Origin of the sequence: Trichocoleus desertorum ATA4-8-CV12, from assembly GCA_019358975.1 — a bacterium.
Taxonomy (GTDB): Bacteria; Cyanobacteriota; Cyanobacteriia; order FACHB-46; family FACHB-46; genus Trichocoleus; species Trichocoleus desertorum_A.
Window position 1 is genome coordinate 24,100 of the sequence record JAHHIL010000039.1, and the last position, 17,008, is coordinate 41,107.

At 46.6% G+C, this 17,008-nt stretch carries 10 protein-coding genes, 1 tRNA gene, 1 pseudogene and 2 CRISPR repeat arrays; of the genes and pseudogenes, 6 read left to right on the forward strand and 6 right to left on the reverse strand.

Translation table 11 applies throughout. The annotated features are described in order from the left end of the window. Positions 1-88: 88 nt before the first annotated feature. Positions 89-865 carry a PAP/fibrillin family protein gene (locus KME12_20775; protein MBW4490223.1) on the reverse strand — a complete coding sequence of 259 codons (777 nt, stop codon included), beginning with the start codon at positions 863-865 and terminating at the stop codon, positions 89-91. A gap of 148 nt (positions 866-1,013) precedes the next feature. Between KME12_20775 and KME12_20780 the strand changes: the two genes are divergently transcribed. The 3 genes from KME12_20780 to KME12_20790 all read left to right on the forward strand — a co-directional run bounded on the left by KME12_20780 (position 1,014) and on the right by KME12_20790 (position 3,689). Continuing rightward, positions 1,014-2,153 (forward strand): tocopherol cyclase family protein, encoded by a 1,140-nt coding sequence (locus tag KME12_20780; protein MBW4490224.1) that lies wholly within the window; start codon positions 1,014-1,016, stop codon positions 2,151-2,153. A 71-nt stretch (positions 2,154-2,224) separates the two neighbouring features. After that, a tRNA-Arg gene (locus KME12_20785) sits at positions 2,225-2,298 on the forward strand. A 200-nt stretch (positions 2,299-2,498) separates the two neighbouring features. Then, positions 2,499-3,689, forward strand: coding sequence for a site-specific integrase (locus KME12_20790; GenBank protein MBW4490225.1), 1,191 nt, complete (start codon positions 2,499-2,501; stop codon positions 3,687-3,689). A gap of 119 nt (positions 3,690-3,808) precedes the next feature. Here the strand turns inward: KME12_20790 and KME12_20795 are convergent, their stop codons facing one another. From KME12_20795 to csx3 (KME12_20805), 3 genes are all read right to left on the reverse strand, one after another. Further along, positions 3,809-4,546, reverse strand: coding sequence for a Uma2 family endonuclease (locus KME12_20795; protein MBW4490226.1), 738 nt, complete (start codon positions 4,544-4,546; stop codon positions 3,809-3,811). 111 nt (positions 4,547-4,657) lie between these two features. Further along, positions 4,658-6,189: direct repeats of the CRISPR family, unit length 36 nt; unit sequence GTTTCCAACTAATCCGATTTTGGTTAATCGGTAAAG. Positions 6,190-6,460: 271 nt separating this feature from the next. After that, positions 6,461-7,396 carry a CRISPR-associated protein Csx3 gene (gene csx3, locus KME12_20800; GenBank protein MBW4490227.1) on the reverse strand — a complete coding sequence of 312 codons (936 nt, stop codon included), beginning with the start codon at positions 7,394-7,396 and terminating at the stop codon, positions 6,461-6,463. Between the two features lie 29 nt (positions 7,397-7,425). Next, positions 7,426-7,791 (reverse strand): CRISPR-associated protein Csx3, encoded by a 366-nt coding sequence (csx3, locus tag KME12_20805; protein ID MBW4490228.1) that lies wholly within the window; start codon positions 7,789-7,791, stop codon positions 7,426-7,428. 115 nt (positions 7,792-7,906) lie between these two features. Between csx3 (KME12_20805) and KME12_20810 the strand changes: the two are divergent. From KME12_20810 to KME12_20820, 3 genes and pseudogenes are all read left to right on the forward strand, one after another. Then, positions 7,907-9,336 (forward strand): annotated as a pseudogene (locus KME12_20810) (TIGR03985 family CRISPR-associated protein). Next, entirely contained in the window at positions 9,323-9,955 is a 633-nt protein-coding gene (locus KME12_20815) for an HD domain-containing protein (protein ID MBW4490229.1), read from the forward strand. The pseudogene KME12_20810 and the gene KME12_20815 overlap by 14 nt, the downstream one beginning before the upstream one ends. 49 nt (positions 9,956-10,004) lie before the next feature. Further along, on the forward strand, positions 10,005-10,187 hold the full coding sequence (locus tag KME12_20820; GenBank protein MBW4490230.1) for a hypothetical protein: 183 nt from the start codon (positions 10,005-10,007) through the stop codon (positions 10,185-10,187). Positions 10,188-10,458: 271 nt separating this feature from the next. Then, positions 10,459-14,417: a CRISPR direct-repeat array (repeat unit 36 nt; unit sequence GTTTCCAACTAATCCGATTTTGGTTAATCGGTAAAG). Between the two features lie 206 nt (positions 14,418-14,623). On the opposite strand, the gene cas2 is transcribed toward KME12_20820, so the two are convergent. Then, entirely contained in the window at positions 14,624-14,899 is a 276-nt protein-coding gene (gene cas2, locus KME12_20825; protein ID MBW4490231.1) for a CRISPR-associated endonuclease Cas2, read from the reverse strand. Beyond that, positions 14,900-17,008, reverse strand: a complete 2,109-nt coding sequence (gene cas1, locus KME12_20830) for a CRISPR-associated endonuclease Cas1 (protein MBW4490232.1) — start codon at positions 17,006-17,008, stop codon at positions 14,900-14,902.

A 17,008-nucleotide genomic window follows, 5' to 3' on the forward strand; every position in this document is an offset into this window, starting at 1 on the left:
AAAGGCTTGGTAACTTTTTGCTAGTCGATATTAACGATTTGCAAGTATTAATAGCAGTGCTTAAGTAAGGGGGCAGCGATCGCTTGCATCAACCACCCTGGCAAACTCCGTCAATCAACCGCTCACAAACTAAAACAGTTCCTCGCTCCCCTCGCGTAATACGCAATTCTTCATCTAGATAAAGCAGCGTTAGTCTGCCTTTAGGCGATCGCTGCATCGTAAAGGATACTTTCCCCGTTTGATGATCCATGCCTTGCGGAGGGATAATTCCCAACAAGAGATTTGCCACCTTGCTCATCACCTTTTCCTTGAACCTGCGCTTCTCAGATTTAGACTGGTTGCCAAACACTGCTTGCCACATTTCCATCTGATCCAGATGCTTGGGTACCAATGCTCCTCCTGTGAATTGCACACTTAGAGTTTTGTCATCTATTACCTGACAAATGCCGAAGTTATGAATGATACCCTGAAGCGGAGGAATATCTTTGGCTTGAGTTGTGAACTCCACAATGATGTCATGAGTGCGTTGTTGACCATTATCTATGGGGACGACAGGTTGCAGTACGCGATCGATCACAACCCTAAGACTGGTCGGTTGAAACAGGTTAAAAGCTAGACGTCCCAGCGTATAAACGTAGGTTCCGTCAGGTTGCCGTTCTCCATCAGGAAAGTTGGGAGCACTAATCAACAACCACTCTCCATCCATCAATGCCTCGTAATCGGCAAGCGTTGCGATTGGGTTGAGGCGGTTTAAATGCTCGATCGCTGCCGCTACTGCCTGATGTTTGGGGTTTCCTTCATAGGCCATTAGTGCTTCCCTTAGGGCTTGTTTAGCGGTTTTCTGCTCGTAAGTCTCTGCACTCATCCGTAACCTCCCATAAAGTGGCAAGATGGGTCTGCTTTGCCCTGCGATCGCTAGTACTAAATTCTAGCTACAGGTGGGTTTATATGCTCTCATACATGCAGAGTTGAGGCGATCGCTCATACTGAAAAAGGTTTAGTCATCTTCGTTTATGGTCAACTTTGCCTCACGTTCTGCTTACTTTCAAACACCCCCCCTATTTCAGACTCCCCATAGTGGCTACCACTGGCAGGGTGGCGATCATCGCTTCTTCGAAGGCTGGTACTACCGGGTCACATTGCCTGATGTGGCCCAAACCTTTGCCTTTATGTACTCCATTGAAGACCCTCAAGGCGGCACTCCTACTAGGGGTGGTGCCGCCCAAATTTTAGGGCCAAGAGACGAATACCTCTGTCGAACGTTTCCGCAGGTGCAACAGTTTTGGGCGTGGCAGCATGCTTTAGGCTTAGGCCACTGGCGTTATAGGAGTCAGGTAGGCCAAGCGCAAACTACCCAAAACCCGCAGAACATAGAGCAGCCCAGATTTTTAGTACCCGAAGAGTTCGATCGCCAAGTCCGAGAAGGCTACCAGGCTACAGCAACTTGGCATCAAGGAGTTCTAAGCGATCCAGGTTCTGGCGCGTTGACGCGTTGGCAATACAAAATTCAACCTGTTTACGGCTGGGGTGATGTAGGAAAAACTCAACAATCCACCGCTGGTTGGCTCTCATCTCTACAAATTTTTGAACCTGGCTGGCAAATCTTGATGGCGCATGGTTGGGCAACAGGCTGGATTGAGTGGAACGGCCAACGCTATGACTTCGCTAATGCGCCTGCCTATAGCGAGAAGAACTGGGGTGGCTCGTTTCCCCAAAAATGGTTTTGGCTGAATTGCAATTGCTTTGCTGATCAGCCTGACCTCGCTCTCACGGCTGGAGGTGGTAGACGGGGGGTGCTGTGGTGGATGGAATCAGTCGCCATGATCGGCATTCACCATCAAGGTAAATTTTATGAGTTTGTGCCTTGGAACAGCAAAGTAAGCTGGCAAATTCAGCCCTGGGGTTGCTGGCAAATGCAAGCAGAGAATGACGAGTATCGCGTGGAGTTAGTTGGTACCTGCGAGGCTCCTGGCACACCTTTGCGGGCTCCCACCGAGCAAGGTTTAATCTTCTTCTGTCGCGACACAATGCATGGGCATGTCACATTACGCCTCTGGCAGCGCGATCGCCCGCAACCAATTTTGGTGGCTGAGAGCAATCTCTGCGGCTTAGAAGTGGGGGGAGAACCTTGGGACACAGTTTGGGAGTCCTAATGATCTTCTGTGATCCGGTTGGGTGATTGCGTAAAACCAGCCAACTGTTATGATCATTAATGTCTAGAATTGGGGCTGTAGCTCAGATGGATAGAGCGACCGCCTCCTAAGCGGTAGGTCGAGGGTTCGAATCCCGCCAGTCCCGTAGCCATGAAAACCCTTGCAAATACGTCTTCAAGCCCTTATTTGGAGGGCTTTTTTATTGTCTAGTTTTTGTAGTTGACTCGTTGACTCGAAACTAGATTGGGTATTTTTTGAGTAGTTTTGAGGCAAAATTGGGGTAATGTTGGGGTAATACTTAGAACAAGTGTTCTAAAAAGGCGGCAATTTCTTAAGGGCTACCCAATGCAATCTAGAGAGCAGCAGCGCAAAGCTTCCAAGGGTTCAGTTCAGATCAAGACTTCTAACAACCGTCTACAGTTGGTTTTTTCCTTCGGGGGTAAACGGCATTATTTATCGACTGGGTTTACTGATAACCCGGTTAACCGAAAAGCTGCTGAGATGAAAGCTCGGCAGATTGAGCTAGATCTAGCTTCAGGAAACTTTGATCCAACCCTTGAAAAGTACAAGCCCCAGTCTGTTCTCAGCACCGTTACCCCAATTACCCCAATTGCGCCACCGAAACCTTCTCTTGCTGAGTTGTGGGAGCAATTTATCGCTTATAAGCGGCCCCAGTGCTCTCCTAGCACAATGCGGTGTCAATACAGAACATTTAGTAGCTATGTTGACAAATTGCCTACGTATGACCTGGAGAAGGCCTGCGATATTCGGGATCATGCCCTACAAACAATTCCTCTGGATTCATGTAAAAGATTTCTCATCCGTTTGAACGCTTGTTGTAATTGGGCGGTGCAATCTGGCTTGATTTCTGAAAACCCGTTTGACGGTATGGCTGCGGAAATTAAGCTATCCAAGTCCCAACAGGCAGATGCTGACGAGATCGATCCGTTTTCGGCAGAAGAACGAGATGCCATCTTGGAAGCATTAAGGACTAATCAGTTCTCCAGTAAATATGCTCGTGTCAAGCACTCTCACTACTACCCATACACTCGGTTTATGTTCATGACGGGTTGCCGTCCTTCCGAGGCGATCGCGCTCCAATGGAAACACATCTCCGAAGATTTTCGATATGTTCATTTCGTGCAGGCGGTGGTCGAGGGCGAGAGCGGTAAGGTCTGTAAGAAGGGGTTGAAGACTCAGGAGAAAAGGCGATTTCCCTGCAATGAGTCTCTTAAACAGATGCTCCAGGCTATAAAACCTGAAAAATGTGACCTAGAGGCTTTACTTTTTCCCAGCCCTGAAGATCAAACTTGGATTAATACTAATAATTTCTCTAAAAGAACTTGGAGGCCAGTCTTGGCAGGGTTAGGGATTAAATATCGCAAGCCATACCAAACGCGCCATACGTTTATTACTTTGGCGCTGGAGAATGGTTTAGATGCCAAAGATGTAGCAAGATTGGTTGGCAATTCTCCCAAAATTATTTATGAGCATTACGCAGGCAATAAACGGGAATTAGCTGTTCCGGAGTTTTGACTATAAATTATTCTTCTGATATGTCACGATCGCCCGTATGTTTCGGCGACGAGCGATCGCTTAACTCTGAATTAGGGTTGATCTATCACGTTACAAAAACCCTTTTCAGTAGTTTTTAACTAATCTAGTTCGTTTGGGTCTAGTCCCATTGCCTGCAATCGGGCTGCTAGTCTGTCAGCTCGTTCGGCATCGGTGGAAATCCAACGGTTCTGGGCATCGTACCAACGGAGCCACTGGCGTTGAATGCCGCTGTATTCCCCTTGCCATATTCCTATGCCAATATTCAGAGTTGGCATCCACAGCTTTGGTTCTGTGAGTTCTACTTCCTGATATTGGCCTGCAACTAGGGTAAAACAGCGGAGCAGGTTGGTGTAGCGGTTGAAGAGGATGTAGTAAGGAACACGTAGGATTTGCTCGTAGACTTCCCATTTGGTGGGAGGTTGGCCGCTGCTGCGATCGCGCTGACCGAGGTCTTCGGCTTCGGTGCCTGGGGAGAGTAGCTCGACTACAATGCTGGGACTGATGCCTTCTTGCCAGATGACGTAGCTTAAACGCAGGTCTCGGTTTTCGTAAAGACGAGGCACGCCGACCGCAGCGAACCAGTCGGGACGCTTGTACCAGTTGGGGTGGTGAACGTCGTAATACAGGTTGAGATCGCCAGCAGTAAAGACTTGGTCGGCAGCATAGTCTGCCAAGCGAAAGGTAGCACTCAGTAGTTGGGGCTGGAGGTAGTGATATTCATCGGGCAAGCCAGGTTCCTCTAGATTTTCGCTAGGCAAATCATACATGGTGGGCAGTACTTCTTTGGGCGATCGCGGGGGATCGGTCTGCTCAATGGAGGGTTTTGCCAGTGTCATATGAAGCCTGCAATAGGTTGAAGAACAGGGACATGGGGCGATCGCTTTCTATTTTAAGGGTGGCAGAGACAAAGAGAGGACGGAAATTGTTTTGCTTCTGCCCTCTTGTATGATGTCAACTCATCGGATTTCAATTAATCAGTGAAGTGCCGAGACTGGCGTAGGCATTGTCATTGTGCCGTTCGGGTTTCCAACTAATCCGATTTTGGTTAATCGGTAAAGCCGCTTCCAAGTGCGAAGTCACAGTTGTTTGCGAACCTCTAGAGTTTCCAACTAATCCGATTTTGGTTAATCGGTAAAGCTTTGGTCAGCTATGCGAGAGCCTTGAGAATGAGGACTTCAAGTTTCCAACTAATCCGATTTTGGTTAATCGGTAAAGGATCAGTCAATCACCGCAGCGGAGTTCATCAAATTGCCAGAGGTTTCCAACTAATCCGATTTTAGTTAATCGGTAAAGTCCATTGCAGAATTGAGTGGAAAGATTGCCGAGGCAATGGTAAGTTTCCAACTAATCCGATTTTGTTAATCGGTAAAGAAAGAGTTCTTCAGCATGACTTCGTGGGGGCAAATTAAGTTTCCAACTAATCCGATTTTGGTTAATCGGTAAAGCTGTGCGCTGAGGGTGATTTAGCGGCAATCAATCAAGCGGTCAAGTTTCCAACTAATCCGATTTTGGTTAATCGGTAAAGTCGGTTTTAAGTACAGAACATTAGATGAAACCAAAAGAAGTTTCCAACTAATCCGATTTTGGTTAATCGGTAAAGCAAGATGGTTAAGCGAAACCGGGCTGAAGCTAATGCGGGTTTCCAACTAATCCGATTTTGGTTAATCGGTAAAGCTCTGGGCCCAATAAACTACCTCCCAACACGCAAGTTATTATCTCCCTGGGTTTCCAACTAATCCGATTTTGGTTAATCGGTAAAGCAGTACATTGCCAATGGGAGTATTGGAGCAATCTTAAGTTTCCAACTAATCCGATTTTGGTTAATCGGTAAAGCAGCGATCGCCTCAAAGATCAACAACAAAGCGAAATATACCAGTTCCGGAGGTTATTTGTCAGTCACGTTTCCAACTAATCCGATTTTGGTTAATCGGTAAAGACTGTTGAGGGAGTAATTGATGAGTTTAATCCTCAAAGAATGTTTCCAACTAATCCGATTTTGGTTAATCGGTAAAGCTGTTGAACTGTGATGTGGCGGCATTTGGATTGTGTATCGTTTCCAACTAATCCGATTTTGGTTAATCGGTAAAGTTTAGCGCTATATCGGATGCATACTGATGTGCGTCACAAGTTTCCAACTAATCCGATTTTGGTTAATCGGTAAAGACTGTTGAAAAGAAAAGAGCTCGAAAACAATCTGATAATTGCAGAGTTTCCAACTAATCCGATTTTGGTTAATCGGTAAAGCTGAGGTTACAATTGTATTTGTTGATTGTTAGACTTGCAGGTTTCCAACTAATCCGATTTTGGTTAATCGGTAAAGGAGAACTTCGATGAAGAAACCTACAAGGACTACGCAGCAATCTTCTGTTTCCAACTAATCCGATTTTGGTTAATCGGTAAAGCCAAGCAAATATTGTAATGACCTGGGAAAGCTTTATGAGCAGTTTCCAACTAATCCGATTTTGGTTAATCGGTAAAGACACCCTCTAGGAAGTCTGACTCAGACCTTCTTTCAGGCTGCAAAACTCCACAATAGGAATTTTGGCTTGTAGGCAGTCTAGCACAGCCTCGCTTGCAGAGGCTAGAAGCCTTGCTATACAAGGACTCTCCACAATAGAACGGCAGAATGCAAGTTTCAGCGCTTGAGTCTATTGTGGAGGTAACGAGAGTTCTTGTTAGATGATCCACCATACCGCTGAGGCTTTTCTATATGACAAATTACTAATGCTCAAAGCCCAAGAAGTAGCTTTTTAAGCTGGTAGTGTCCTAGATTGATTAGCTAAACAGTAAGTTTGCACTGCTTCTAAAACAATATTTGGCATCTGTAACGCCTCTTCCGAAGTCCAAGGGCCTGCAATGATTTCTAGAAATGGTTTGGTGGTTAGTACCTGACAGTCTCGTGGTTCCAGCACACTATGGATCACCGCTAGAGGCTGGAGATGGGTTTGGCACAAGTCATGCCATTCCTGCACGAGTTCAGGCTTTTTACTAATGATGATGTAGTGCGTGCATTGCTCCACCAAAGGCAGTTTCTCCGGCTGCACCTTGCCCCCCACATCAACCAATACTAGATTGAGCAACTGCCGTAAGTTAGCGGTCGCCCGTGTGTGATAGTGAAAATATTCCGGTACGAGTTCAGCCGCATTTTTATGCTCATGAATGCGCCGCTCATGCTCTGCAATTAACCGCTTGGCAAAATCTCGATCGCGAGATTCGTGACTCCAATTACCCTCTCCATCCCAGTTAGCACGTTGCAAAAATATCTGCTGTTCAGGCCACTTCTGGGTCAGACTTTGACGTAGGGCATTTGAGAAGATACTCTTACCACTTTCCGGCGGGCCACCAATTAGAATTGCAGGACGAGTGGGGCGCTGCAACGTGATGGAAATCAAATCACCGATCGCCCGTTCTGGCACTTGGCTATGAACCACGATCGCACCTCCTTCTGGGGCAGAGAAGCAAGCGATCCACGGGGCTACACGGCAATGATCCACTAAAACGCCATAGAGCCAAGTAGGCATTTGCCCAAACAAAACCACCTCTCGCTCTAGATCTAAATCAGCGGGTAGCTCAATCTCAGCGATCGCCTCTGGCTTAATCTGCTGGTTGGGAGGGATAGAAGTGATCTCTAGAACTTGGTAGTTCGCCGCTAAGGTTTTGAGGTGAATCAGGGGGTGAGTATCCATTGCAACTTTTCAATCCGCTCCGCAGACCACTACTTGCGAAAAATAGACTCAGGTAAATTGATGGGGAGAACTTGTCCAACTTGAACTGCCCGTGAATGTGCCTCTACTACAACTGCACCACCCGATCGCGATGTGGCTGCACCTAAACGCGGGTCAAAACAAGCCACCCAAGCTGCTGCGTGACAAGCATGTACCAAAAAGCCATAAACCCAAATGGGTGCTCTCCCTTCAATCACAACTCCTTGACTACCCACAAAATCATCTGGCAGGCTTACCCCCTGTAAATCTTGCGGTTCCACTAAGCCATCTGGTGTCGTGATGTTGATGTGCAGAAGCTGGTAAGCAAGGCCAGTTTCGGTCTGCTGAGGGATCAGTTGTAGTTCTAGAGGTTTCATAGGGGAGACAGTAAGCTAAAGAACACTTTATAAGACCTTGGAAGAGTAGCTTTCCAGACAAGGGCATACTAGAGAAACCACTCCTCTTGAGAGATTCAGCCTAGGAGACTCCACGATGCCTGATTTGATTTGGCGCGATCCGCCTAGCCTGCCACTCTTGCAATGGTTAGCACGGGGTTCGCTGAAACAAAATTTGGCTCAGGCTGTACGTCTGTGGGTTTGGCTGCATCTGCTGTATGGCCCTGATCACATTCGCCTCAGTTTACCCAATCCTTTCACTTACCCGGACTGGCGTGATGCTTTCTTTAGAACTGATCATCCCAAGGGAGACGAAAAACCTGAGTTACACGATCACCTGTGTCCTTGCGCCAAAACTACCGATGCCTGGTTATTTGGCGATCGCCTCACCTTAACTCAACCCAATTGGGAAGCTTGGCTAAGCCATCCTGATCATTGCCAATTATTAGAGCAGCGATCGCGTCAGTTTAAGCAAGCTCTCCAACAACATGAAGCTTTACCTCCACAGCTCCAGAAGTTTCTACATCAAACTCGCTTATTTGCTGTTACCCGCCGCACCCTCTTTGCGGATCTACAAGTCCTAACCAAGATTCATTGGCTAAAACGACGGGGCCAGAACTATTACCGAGTGAATGAATGGCCTGTACGTCCTGCACCCGCGATCGCTAAAGAGCATGAGTCTTACTTAAAAGCCTATGACTTGGAATTCCTAACCCAACCGGATTTGGCAGCGATCGCAGATAACTTTGCCTTGGTGCAGGGAGAGAGACGCTTTTTTGTGCATGTGGAGTATGTGATTCCGCCAAACAAGCTCGATCAGGTGGATATCTGGCAAGAGCAATTGCGAGATCACTGGCAGCAGCTTCCGGTCAAGCCTGTCTTGTTGTCTTATCAAGGGCAGGACAAACCGATGTCGTTTCTGTAGTGGTGTATCCGGTTTGCGTCTACTACTACCAACGCGGGCCTTATCTCTGTGCCTTTGGGCAAGTTCCTAGCGGCAAGGGAGGAGATATGGATTGGCGCAACTACCGCTTAGACCGAATTCTGGCGATCGCATCTCTGGAGTGGGGAGATCCGCGAGTACCGACAAAGCTCTACCAACAGTACCAGCAACGCACGCTCCCCACATCTGAGAGTATCCAGGTCAATATGTCTGATGCTTGGGGATTTGACTACTATCAACCAGCTCAACTACTTTTGCTGCGCTTTGATCGAGAGTGGGATCAGCGCTATATCCAAGGAACTTTACGACATGCCACCTTTGAGCCAGTGGATTATCAAGAGGTAGGAACATTGATTCGGCAAACGCTGAAGGGGCAACCACAAAAAGCCTTGCTAAAACTCTGGCGATCGCGCTCTCGGGAGGATGCTTACTATCAGGCCCAGTATCGGCAAGATGACCCGAATGTGCGGCAACGGTTGCGAGCTTGGCGACCGCGAGTGGAGGTTTTCTTGCCTTGGAATTTACGCCAACGGATGACTCAGGAAGTGGAGCGGGAGTGGCATCTATATCATGACGAGCTTTGAGCAGACGATCCTGACCTCTCGCTTTGAGGCTGCCTTGGTCTATGCGGTGCAGCTCCACGCTCAGCAGCGGCGCAAGGTTACAGGTACGCCTTATGTGGCCCATCTCCTGAGTGTGGCTGCTTTGGTATTAGAGGATGGGGGCACTGAAGATGAGGCGATCGCGGCGCTGCTGCATGATGCGGTGGAAGACCAAGGTGGAGCCACAACACGGGCAGAGATTTCGCGGCGATTTGGGGCGGCAGTGGTAGAGATTGTCGATGGGTGTACAGAGCCAGATTTACAGTCAGGGCAGGGATGGCAAGAACATAAGTTGCAATATCTGGAGCAGATACGGCAGGCTGATCCAGCGGTACGGCGGGTGGCGTTGGCGGATAAGTTGCACAATGCGCGATCGCTGCTGGTGAATTTTCGGCTGGAGGGAGACGGAATCTGGAGCCAGTTTCAGGGTGGTAAGGCAGGGGTGCTTTGGTTGGCTGAGAGGCAAGTGGAGCTGTTTCGGCAAGTGAGCTACAGTGGAATGGTGACGGAACTGGAGCAGGTGGTGCAAGCGTTGGCGTGGCAGGTTGGAGTTGCCGCAACTAGCCCGGAACTGGAAGAGGATATTTCCATCGGGGATTAGGATTTGGGCGTCTTGAGACAACTCACGTTTGTAATTCAAGAGGCGGTTCATGATGAAGTTACTCAAGTTTGGCACTGCGATCGCGGTGGCTCCCGTTATCTGCTGGCTCGTGATGTGGGTGAAGCCTGGAGAAGCAGCGGTTTTGGGCGGTGGGGGTTGGCACTATGCGATCGATTCTTTTGATGACAGTATTCAGGGGAATGCGATCGGGGGAACAGGTTACGAGGGATGAGAGAAATGAAGCCTGTAGAAGAGACAAAGCTAGTGCCAGAGCCGAGGGGATGGTTGGGTTTGACGGTGATCGGTTTGGTGTTTGGGGGTAAGCAGTTGCGCGATCGCTTGAAGTCTTCTGTAGGTTAGCGATCGGGTTGCTTTCGGTTTATGTGGATGTATTAACAAAAACGGAGGGATGTCCTAAGTCGCATCTCTCCGTTTTTTCTTTTCAAATCGGTGCAGTCCAAGATGGATGATATTGCTGGGCTGGGTGGCGCTATAGAAATGGCGTTTCCAACTAATCCGATTTTGGTTAATCGGTAAAGAGCAAGAACTAAATCTGTCTTACTCTGGCTACTCAATTGCCTATATGTACTGGTTTCCAACTAATCCGATTTTGGTTAATCGGTAAAGCGGATTAAGTTTGAAACACTCTTTCCCTTAGTCGCAGTCGTTTCCAACTAATCCGATTTTGGTTAATCGGTAAAGCTGGCGCAACAGCAAAAGTTCGAACTGTAGAAATCAACTCGTTTCCAACTAATCCGATTTTGGTTAATCGGTAAAGGCCTTGTTCTTGAAAAACTTTTTGAGCAGAAAGCTGACAAGTTTCCAACTAATCCGATTTTGGTTAATCGGTAAAGAGCGCAAAATGAGGAAGAGTGGCTCATTGAGTATAATAGTTTCCAACTAATCCGATTTTGGTTAATCGGTAAAGATCTAAGAGCATGTGTGGTGCAAATATGTACTAAATGTTTGAAAGTTTCCAACTAATCCGATTTTGGTTAATCGGTAAAGGTGACCGAAAAAGGCTTCGGCCTTTGGGTATACTCCCAAGAGTTTCCAACTAATCCGATTTTGGTTAATCGGTAAAGTGTGGATCTTAAGGATTTGAGCGATCGCGTCCCTCTAGTTCGTGGCGTTTCCAACTAATCCGATTTTGGTTAATCGGTAAAGCCTACCTTGGTATAAGTGTCTGATTGAGCAGGCGATCGGAGGTTTCCAACTAATCCGATTTTGGTTAATCGGTAAAGTCTGTCGCAGCTGGCTCAGGAAACGGCTACTTGAATACTTGTTTCCAACTAATCCGATTTTGGTTAATCGGTAAAGATTTCAAAGGGGGTAATGAATTCCATCATGCAATGTGTCAAGGTTTCCAACTAATCCGATTTTGGTTAATCGGTAAAGGAGGGGAAAGTCAGAGCAGCCCTAGTCCTGAGGCAACTGGGCGAAAACAAGTTTCCAACTAATCCGATTTTGGTTAATCGGTAAAGTACAACTTAGGGGTAAGTCCAAGTAGAAATGATAATTCTATAGTTTCCAACTAATCCGATTTTGGTTAATCGGTAAAGAAAACAGTAGATAGTGTTAAACGGGATATCCTTAGTGCTATGTTTCCAACTAATCCGATTTTGGTTAATCGGTAAAGGATAAGCAGTTCAAGGAATTACAACCTTCTGACTTAGAGTTTCCAACTAATCCGATTTTGGTTAATCGGTAAAGCTTGAAGCTGGAAACACATATAAAATCCAGAATGAAGTTTCCAACTAATCCGATTTTGGTTAATCGGTAAAGTCAATGTCCGACGTATTCCATGAGTCGGTGCCTTTTGAGTGTTTCCAACTAATCCGATTTTGGTTAATCGATAAAGAAGTGGCCGTCTCTGCAATGTAGTTGATAAAACTGTTCTGGAAGTTTCCAACTAATCCGATTTTGGTTAATCGGTAAAGATTCACGGGAGAATTATTTTAACACCTTTGAGATTGCAAGAGAAAGTTTCCAACTAATCCGATTTTGGTTAATCGGTAAAGGTGCAACTCAAAAAGAAAAGTTTGATAAAGCGTTTTATCCAAGTTCCAACTAATCCGATTTTGGTTAATCGGTAAAGGATCAGCCTAAGACAGAAAACATTATTTTAGATAGGAAGTTTCCAACTAATCCGATTTTGGTTAATCGGTAAAGGACAATTGGATTTCTTGGTTTATCGGCAATCTTAATGTTTCCAACTAATCCGATTTTGGTTAATCGGTAAAGGTTGGACTTACCGTCGGTGACTCTAGCTGTAATGACGGATTTCTTTAGTTTCCAACTAATCCGATTTTGGTTAATCGGTAAAGCTAATAGTCTGGAAGAAAGCGTAAAGAGTCTAAGCTATAAAAGTTTCCAACTAATCCGATTTTGGTTAATCGGTAAAGAATTGAAAAATCGTGAAGACTGGCCAGTTGATTTAATAAGGTTTCCAACTAATCCGATTTTGGTTAATCGGTAAAGAATTGAAAAAGACCCGATTAGAAATGCATTGAGAAAGGTTTCCAACTAATCCGATTTTGGTTAATCGGTAAAGGTCTCGGGTACCGTCCCAATTCAACCGCAAGTTTGCTATTTAAGTTTCCAACTAATCCGATTTTGGTTAATCGGTAAAGAAATGGGTCAGCTATGAGCTATCTTTACGAATGTCCAAAGTTTCCAACTAATCCGATTTTGGTTAATCGGTAAAGGCAACGACCAGACGGGGCAGCGTTTCGAGCTACCTGTTAATGTTTCCAACTAATCCGATTTTGGTTAATCGGTAAAGCAGTTGACGATAGCGACATTGCACCTTGAGTCGCCCCTGCGTTTCCAACTAATCCGATTTTGGTTAATCGGTAAAGGCAACGACCAGACGGGGCAGCGTTTCGAGCTACCTGTTAATGTTTCCAACTAATCCGATTTTGGTTAATCGGTAAAGCAGTTGACGATAGCGACATTGCACCTTGAGTCGCCCCTGCGTTTCCAACTAATCCGATTTTGGTTAATCGGTAAAGCTTGGTACCTTTGGTTTATGTGCCGATGCAGTAAATGCTCAGTTTCCAACTAATCCGATTTTGGTTAATCGGTAAAGTTGATATGCAGAAGGTTAATCCAAGAGTGTTTGCATTTTGTGTTTCCAACTAATCCGATTTTGGTTAATCGGTAAAGTCTGGGGCAGCAGCCTTTGTTCCTATTCCTGTGGTTAGTTTCCAACTAATCCGATTTTGGTTAATCGGTAAAGATCCACACTTTCCGTTGCTGCTTTACTCTCTACTTCTTTAGTTTCCAACTAATCCGATTTTGGTTAATCGGTAAAGCTGAAATGAGTGGCCCCATTAGTGTCAACGTTAACAAGTTTCCAACTAATCCGATTTTGGTTAATCGGTAAAGACTTTTCGTTTACCTTGAATGCAACAGCATATTTGGGTTTCCAACTAATCCGATTTTGGTTAATCGGTAAAGATGCTTTTCTAACTTACCTTCTACTCATCTAACAATGTTTCCAACTAATCCGATTTTGGTTAATCGGTAAAGACTATCATGATAGATCCTGAGTATAGAGGATATAGAGAAAGTTTCCAACTAATCCGATTTTGGTTAATCGGTAAAGCTGAGTTCAATGGGCTTACCACGGAACAGATGAGCACCAAGTTTCCAACTAATCCGATTTTGGTTAATCGGTAAAGAGCGTTCAGTTAACGGATGCACAAGCTAGAAATTAAGTGAGTTTCCAACTAATCCGATTTTGGTTAATCGGTAAAGGTTCTCTCGGTTCTGATTCCAGGCTTAGTGCAAGCGCAAGAGGTTTCCAACTAATCCGATTTTGGTTAATCGGTAAAGGTGGATGTCAAAAGTTTAGATGATATCGGTGATATGCCTCTGAGTTTCCAACTAATCCGATTTTGGTTAATCGGTAAAGCTATTCGCGATCGTCGTTGATCCTGTAACAGGTCAACCTTCGTTTCCAACTAATCCGATTTTGGTTAATCGGTAAAGATGAGGCACGTATTCCCGCAGACTGGCTCACAAATTATGGCGAGTTTCCAACTAATCCGATTTTGGTTAATCGGTAAAGATTACCTTCAACACCAGTAATAGCAAATCAGATCGAGGGTTTCCAACTAATCCGATTTTGGTTAATCGGTAAAGGTAGGTGGTGCTGTTTCCACGCAAAAGGGTGCTTACTTTGAGTTTCCAACTAATCCGATTTTGGTTAATCGGTAAAGGTTAATAAACGTGTAACTTGGGAGGGACTCAATCAAGGTTTCCAACTAATCCGATTTTGGTTAATCGGTAAAGAAGATATGAGGAGACAGGAATCCCATCTCTAATATCTATAAAAATAAAGTTTCCAACTAATCCGATTTTGGTTAATCGGTAAAGCGTTCCTGGCCATCCTGGAATTGCAGCTCTTTATATGAAAAAAGTTTCCAACTAATCCGATTTTGGTTAATCGGTAAAGATACCCTTCCAGAAGCCTCACCTGGCATAATTTCCAAGCATCATGGCTTCAGAGGGGGAGTCAGTCTCCAGCCTAGCACAGCTTGAGACAACACCGTAGCCTTCCTCAGCGTTTCAAACCCTTGCTACAAGAGCCACCCACAGAGGTCAACGACAGAATGCGGGCTTCAGCAACCCAGCGACCTATGGAGCGACCTTTAATTTCTATTAGATGATGTAAGCTTGAGGCGGCTCCTGAGGCGGAGAACTACCGATTGTTAAAACCCTAGAAACCGCCTCCTCAGAAATCCAATAAAACCGCACATTGTCCTCTGTAGACTTAACCCGTCGCCTCACCTTTTCGTGAAGCTGGCGCATTTCATCCAAATTCAAAAAACATTCAAAAACAGAATACTGCACCCGCCGACCATACCCTTCTAGGAAAGTAGCTAACTTCACCCGTCGCCGATCATCGGGAACATCATAAACTACCAAAACCAGCATCTAGATCACCCGGCGAAAAGATTCATAGCTGTGGTTTCCTAACAACACCTTCGCATAGCGCTGAATCTGAAGCTGAATGACTCGACGATAAGAAACAGGCTCCTTTACATCCGGGTGAGACACCTGTTCACACATCCGCTCCTCAAAATACTTTAAGAAAATTCGTCTAGCGGGATCGGTAATATATACACCTCCGTCTTGAGTGGGCCACGTAAAGTCTGTTGGCTTCAGGATCTTCTGGTTGACCAACTTCATCACTAGAGTATCCACGATTGGCGATCGAAACTCCTCCATCAGATCAAACGCCAAATAAGCCTTCGGACGCTCTGCCCCATGCAAATTTCCCAAATAAGGATTCAGCCCCTCAGCCAGCAACAAACTAAACACATTATTAAATAACAGCGTGTAGCCAAAACTCAGCAACGAATTCATCGGGTCAGTCGGTGGGTGAAACGCCCGTTCCGTCAAACTAAAGCCTGGATTCACAATCAATTGATTCAGTGCCGCAAAATATCGCGCTGCCCCAGCCCCCTCATACCCTCGAATCGTATCCAGCGTTGGCGTATTGCCTAGTTGACTCACTGCTTCGCGATCGCCATCTAACTTCGCGATCACCTCCGCTACCTCTGGCAACTGTCGCTTCCGATTCAACCGTAGCAACAATTGCTTCGAGTTCCATAACTTGCCTTGCACCACTTCCCGCGCGATCGCCCGCTTAAACGATTCATCCTGCTGCCTCTGAAACTGCGCTGTTTCTACCACTAAATCCGCTGACTCAGCACTCCACAAGTGACCCTTATACTCCCCCAGTTGGCTCAAAAACACCACCGGAATCTGCAACTCCAAACAAGTGGAAATCACAGCTGCTGTCAGCTGAATCGTGCCAAACACCAAAATCCGTTCTACTTCACGAATAGGCACCTCCGCCTCATCTTCCTTCGGCGGCTGAATCAAAAAGCGTCCCTGCTCCTTCCGAAGCGTTGTTCCCTGCTGTACCAAATAAAGCGTAGACATATCAGCCTTCCAAACCATTTCATCCGAGTCAATCGAGACAGACTTCGCTGAGCGCACCGCATACCCCAGTACCACAAACAGCGGTGGCGGAATTGGAGTGCCAGCCGTTTTCAATGCCTCCACTAATGCTTGTTGCATCACCGTCGGTTGAGTCGAAGCTTCCGCATGCACCAACCGCAACTCTTCCCGTTTCACAGGCTGCAACTTTCGCTCCGTTGGCTTCTTAATGCGAACCACTACGTCTCCCGCAAACGCATGTCCCAAAAAGCGAAACCCTTGCTCAAAATTCGTGATCCGAGTTTTGTCTGCATGCAGTTGCAACCCCATACTGCTGAGCAGTTGTTCCACCTCTGCTTGCGCCTGAACCAAGCGCGATCGCCGTCGTCCCAACAGCACAAAATCATCCGAAAACCGCACCAACCTCAGGTCACAACTAGCAAAAGCAGCATCAAAATCATCCAGATAAATATTTGCCAACAGCGGCGAAATCACAGCCCCCTGCGGAATGCCCTTCTGTGGCAATACCAACCCTGCTTGCGTCAGCACCCCCACCGAAATCCAAGCTTCAATCAGGCTCAGAACAAACCGAATGTCCTCCTCTCCTACATAGCTGACTAAGCGCTCCTCCACTTCCGCCAACAACCGCAGATGCTGCACCTGCTCAAAATACTGCACAATATCGGCATCCAGCACCCACTCATAGCCGCGATCGCGCCAATGGGCCACCTGCCGCACCGCCATCAAATGCGATCGCCCAGGCCGATAAGCAAAACTACATCCCTCAAACTCCCGCTCCATCAATGGATGCAGCACCTGAAGCAACGCCTGCTGCACCAGGCGATCGCGCACCGTCGGCACCCCCAACTCACGCCACCCATCCTCAGCCTTAGGGATAAACAACTGCCACAACGGCAAAGGTCGATATTTCCCCTTGGCTAAAACTGCAATTAAATTCGCGATCGCAGCGTCCTTATGCAGCCCAAACTGCGCGATCGTCTCCCCATCTACGCCCGCACAGCCCTGATTCGTCGCAACCTGCTCCCACGCCAGCTCAAAATTAGTAGCAGCTAGAAATTGCTGAACTAGATCAGCCAT

Excerpts from the sequence above, each read along its gene's own strand:
- KME12_20775 (MBW4490223.1), bottom strand. The coding sequence starts at position 865 with ATGAGTGCAGAGACTTACGAGCAGAAAACCGCTAAACAAGCCCTAAGG.
- KME12_20780 (MBW4490224.1), top strand. The coding sequence starts at position 1,014 with ATGGTCAACTTTGCCTCACGTTCTGCTTACTTTCAAACACCCCCCCTA.
- KME12_20790 (MBW4490225.1), top strand. The coding sequence starts at position 2,499 with ATGCAATCTAGAGAGCAGCAGCGCAAAGCTTCCAAGGGTTCAGTTCAG.
- KME12_20795 (MBW4490226.1), bottom strand. The coding sequence starts at position 4,546 with ATGACACTGGCAAAACCCTCCATTGAGCAGACCGATCCCCCGCGATCG.
- csx3 (MBW4490227.1), bottom strand. The coding sequence starts at position 7,396 with ATGGATACTCACCCCCTGATTCACCTCAAAACCTTAGCGGCGAACTAC.
- csx3 (MBW4490228.1), bottom strand. The coding sequence starts at position 7,791 with ATGAAACCTCTAGAACTACAACTGATCCCTCAGCAGACCGAAACTGGC.
- KME12_20815 (MBW4490229.1), top strand. The coding sequence starts at position 9,323 with ATGACGAGCTTTGAGCAGACGATCCTGACCTCTCGCTTTGAGGCTGCC.
- KME12_20820 (MBW4490230.1), top strand. The coding sequence starts at position 10,005 with ATGATGAAGTTACTCAAGTTTGGCACTGCGATCGCGGTGGCTCCCGTT.
- cas2 (MBW4490231.1), bottom strand. The coding sequence starts at position 14,899 with ATGCTGGTTTTGGTAGTTTATGATGTTCCCGATGATCGGCGACGGGTG.
- cas1 (MBW4490232.1), bottom strand. The coding sequence starts at position 17,008 with ATGGCTGATCTAGTTCAGCAATTTCTAGCTGCTACTAATTTTGAGCTG.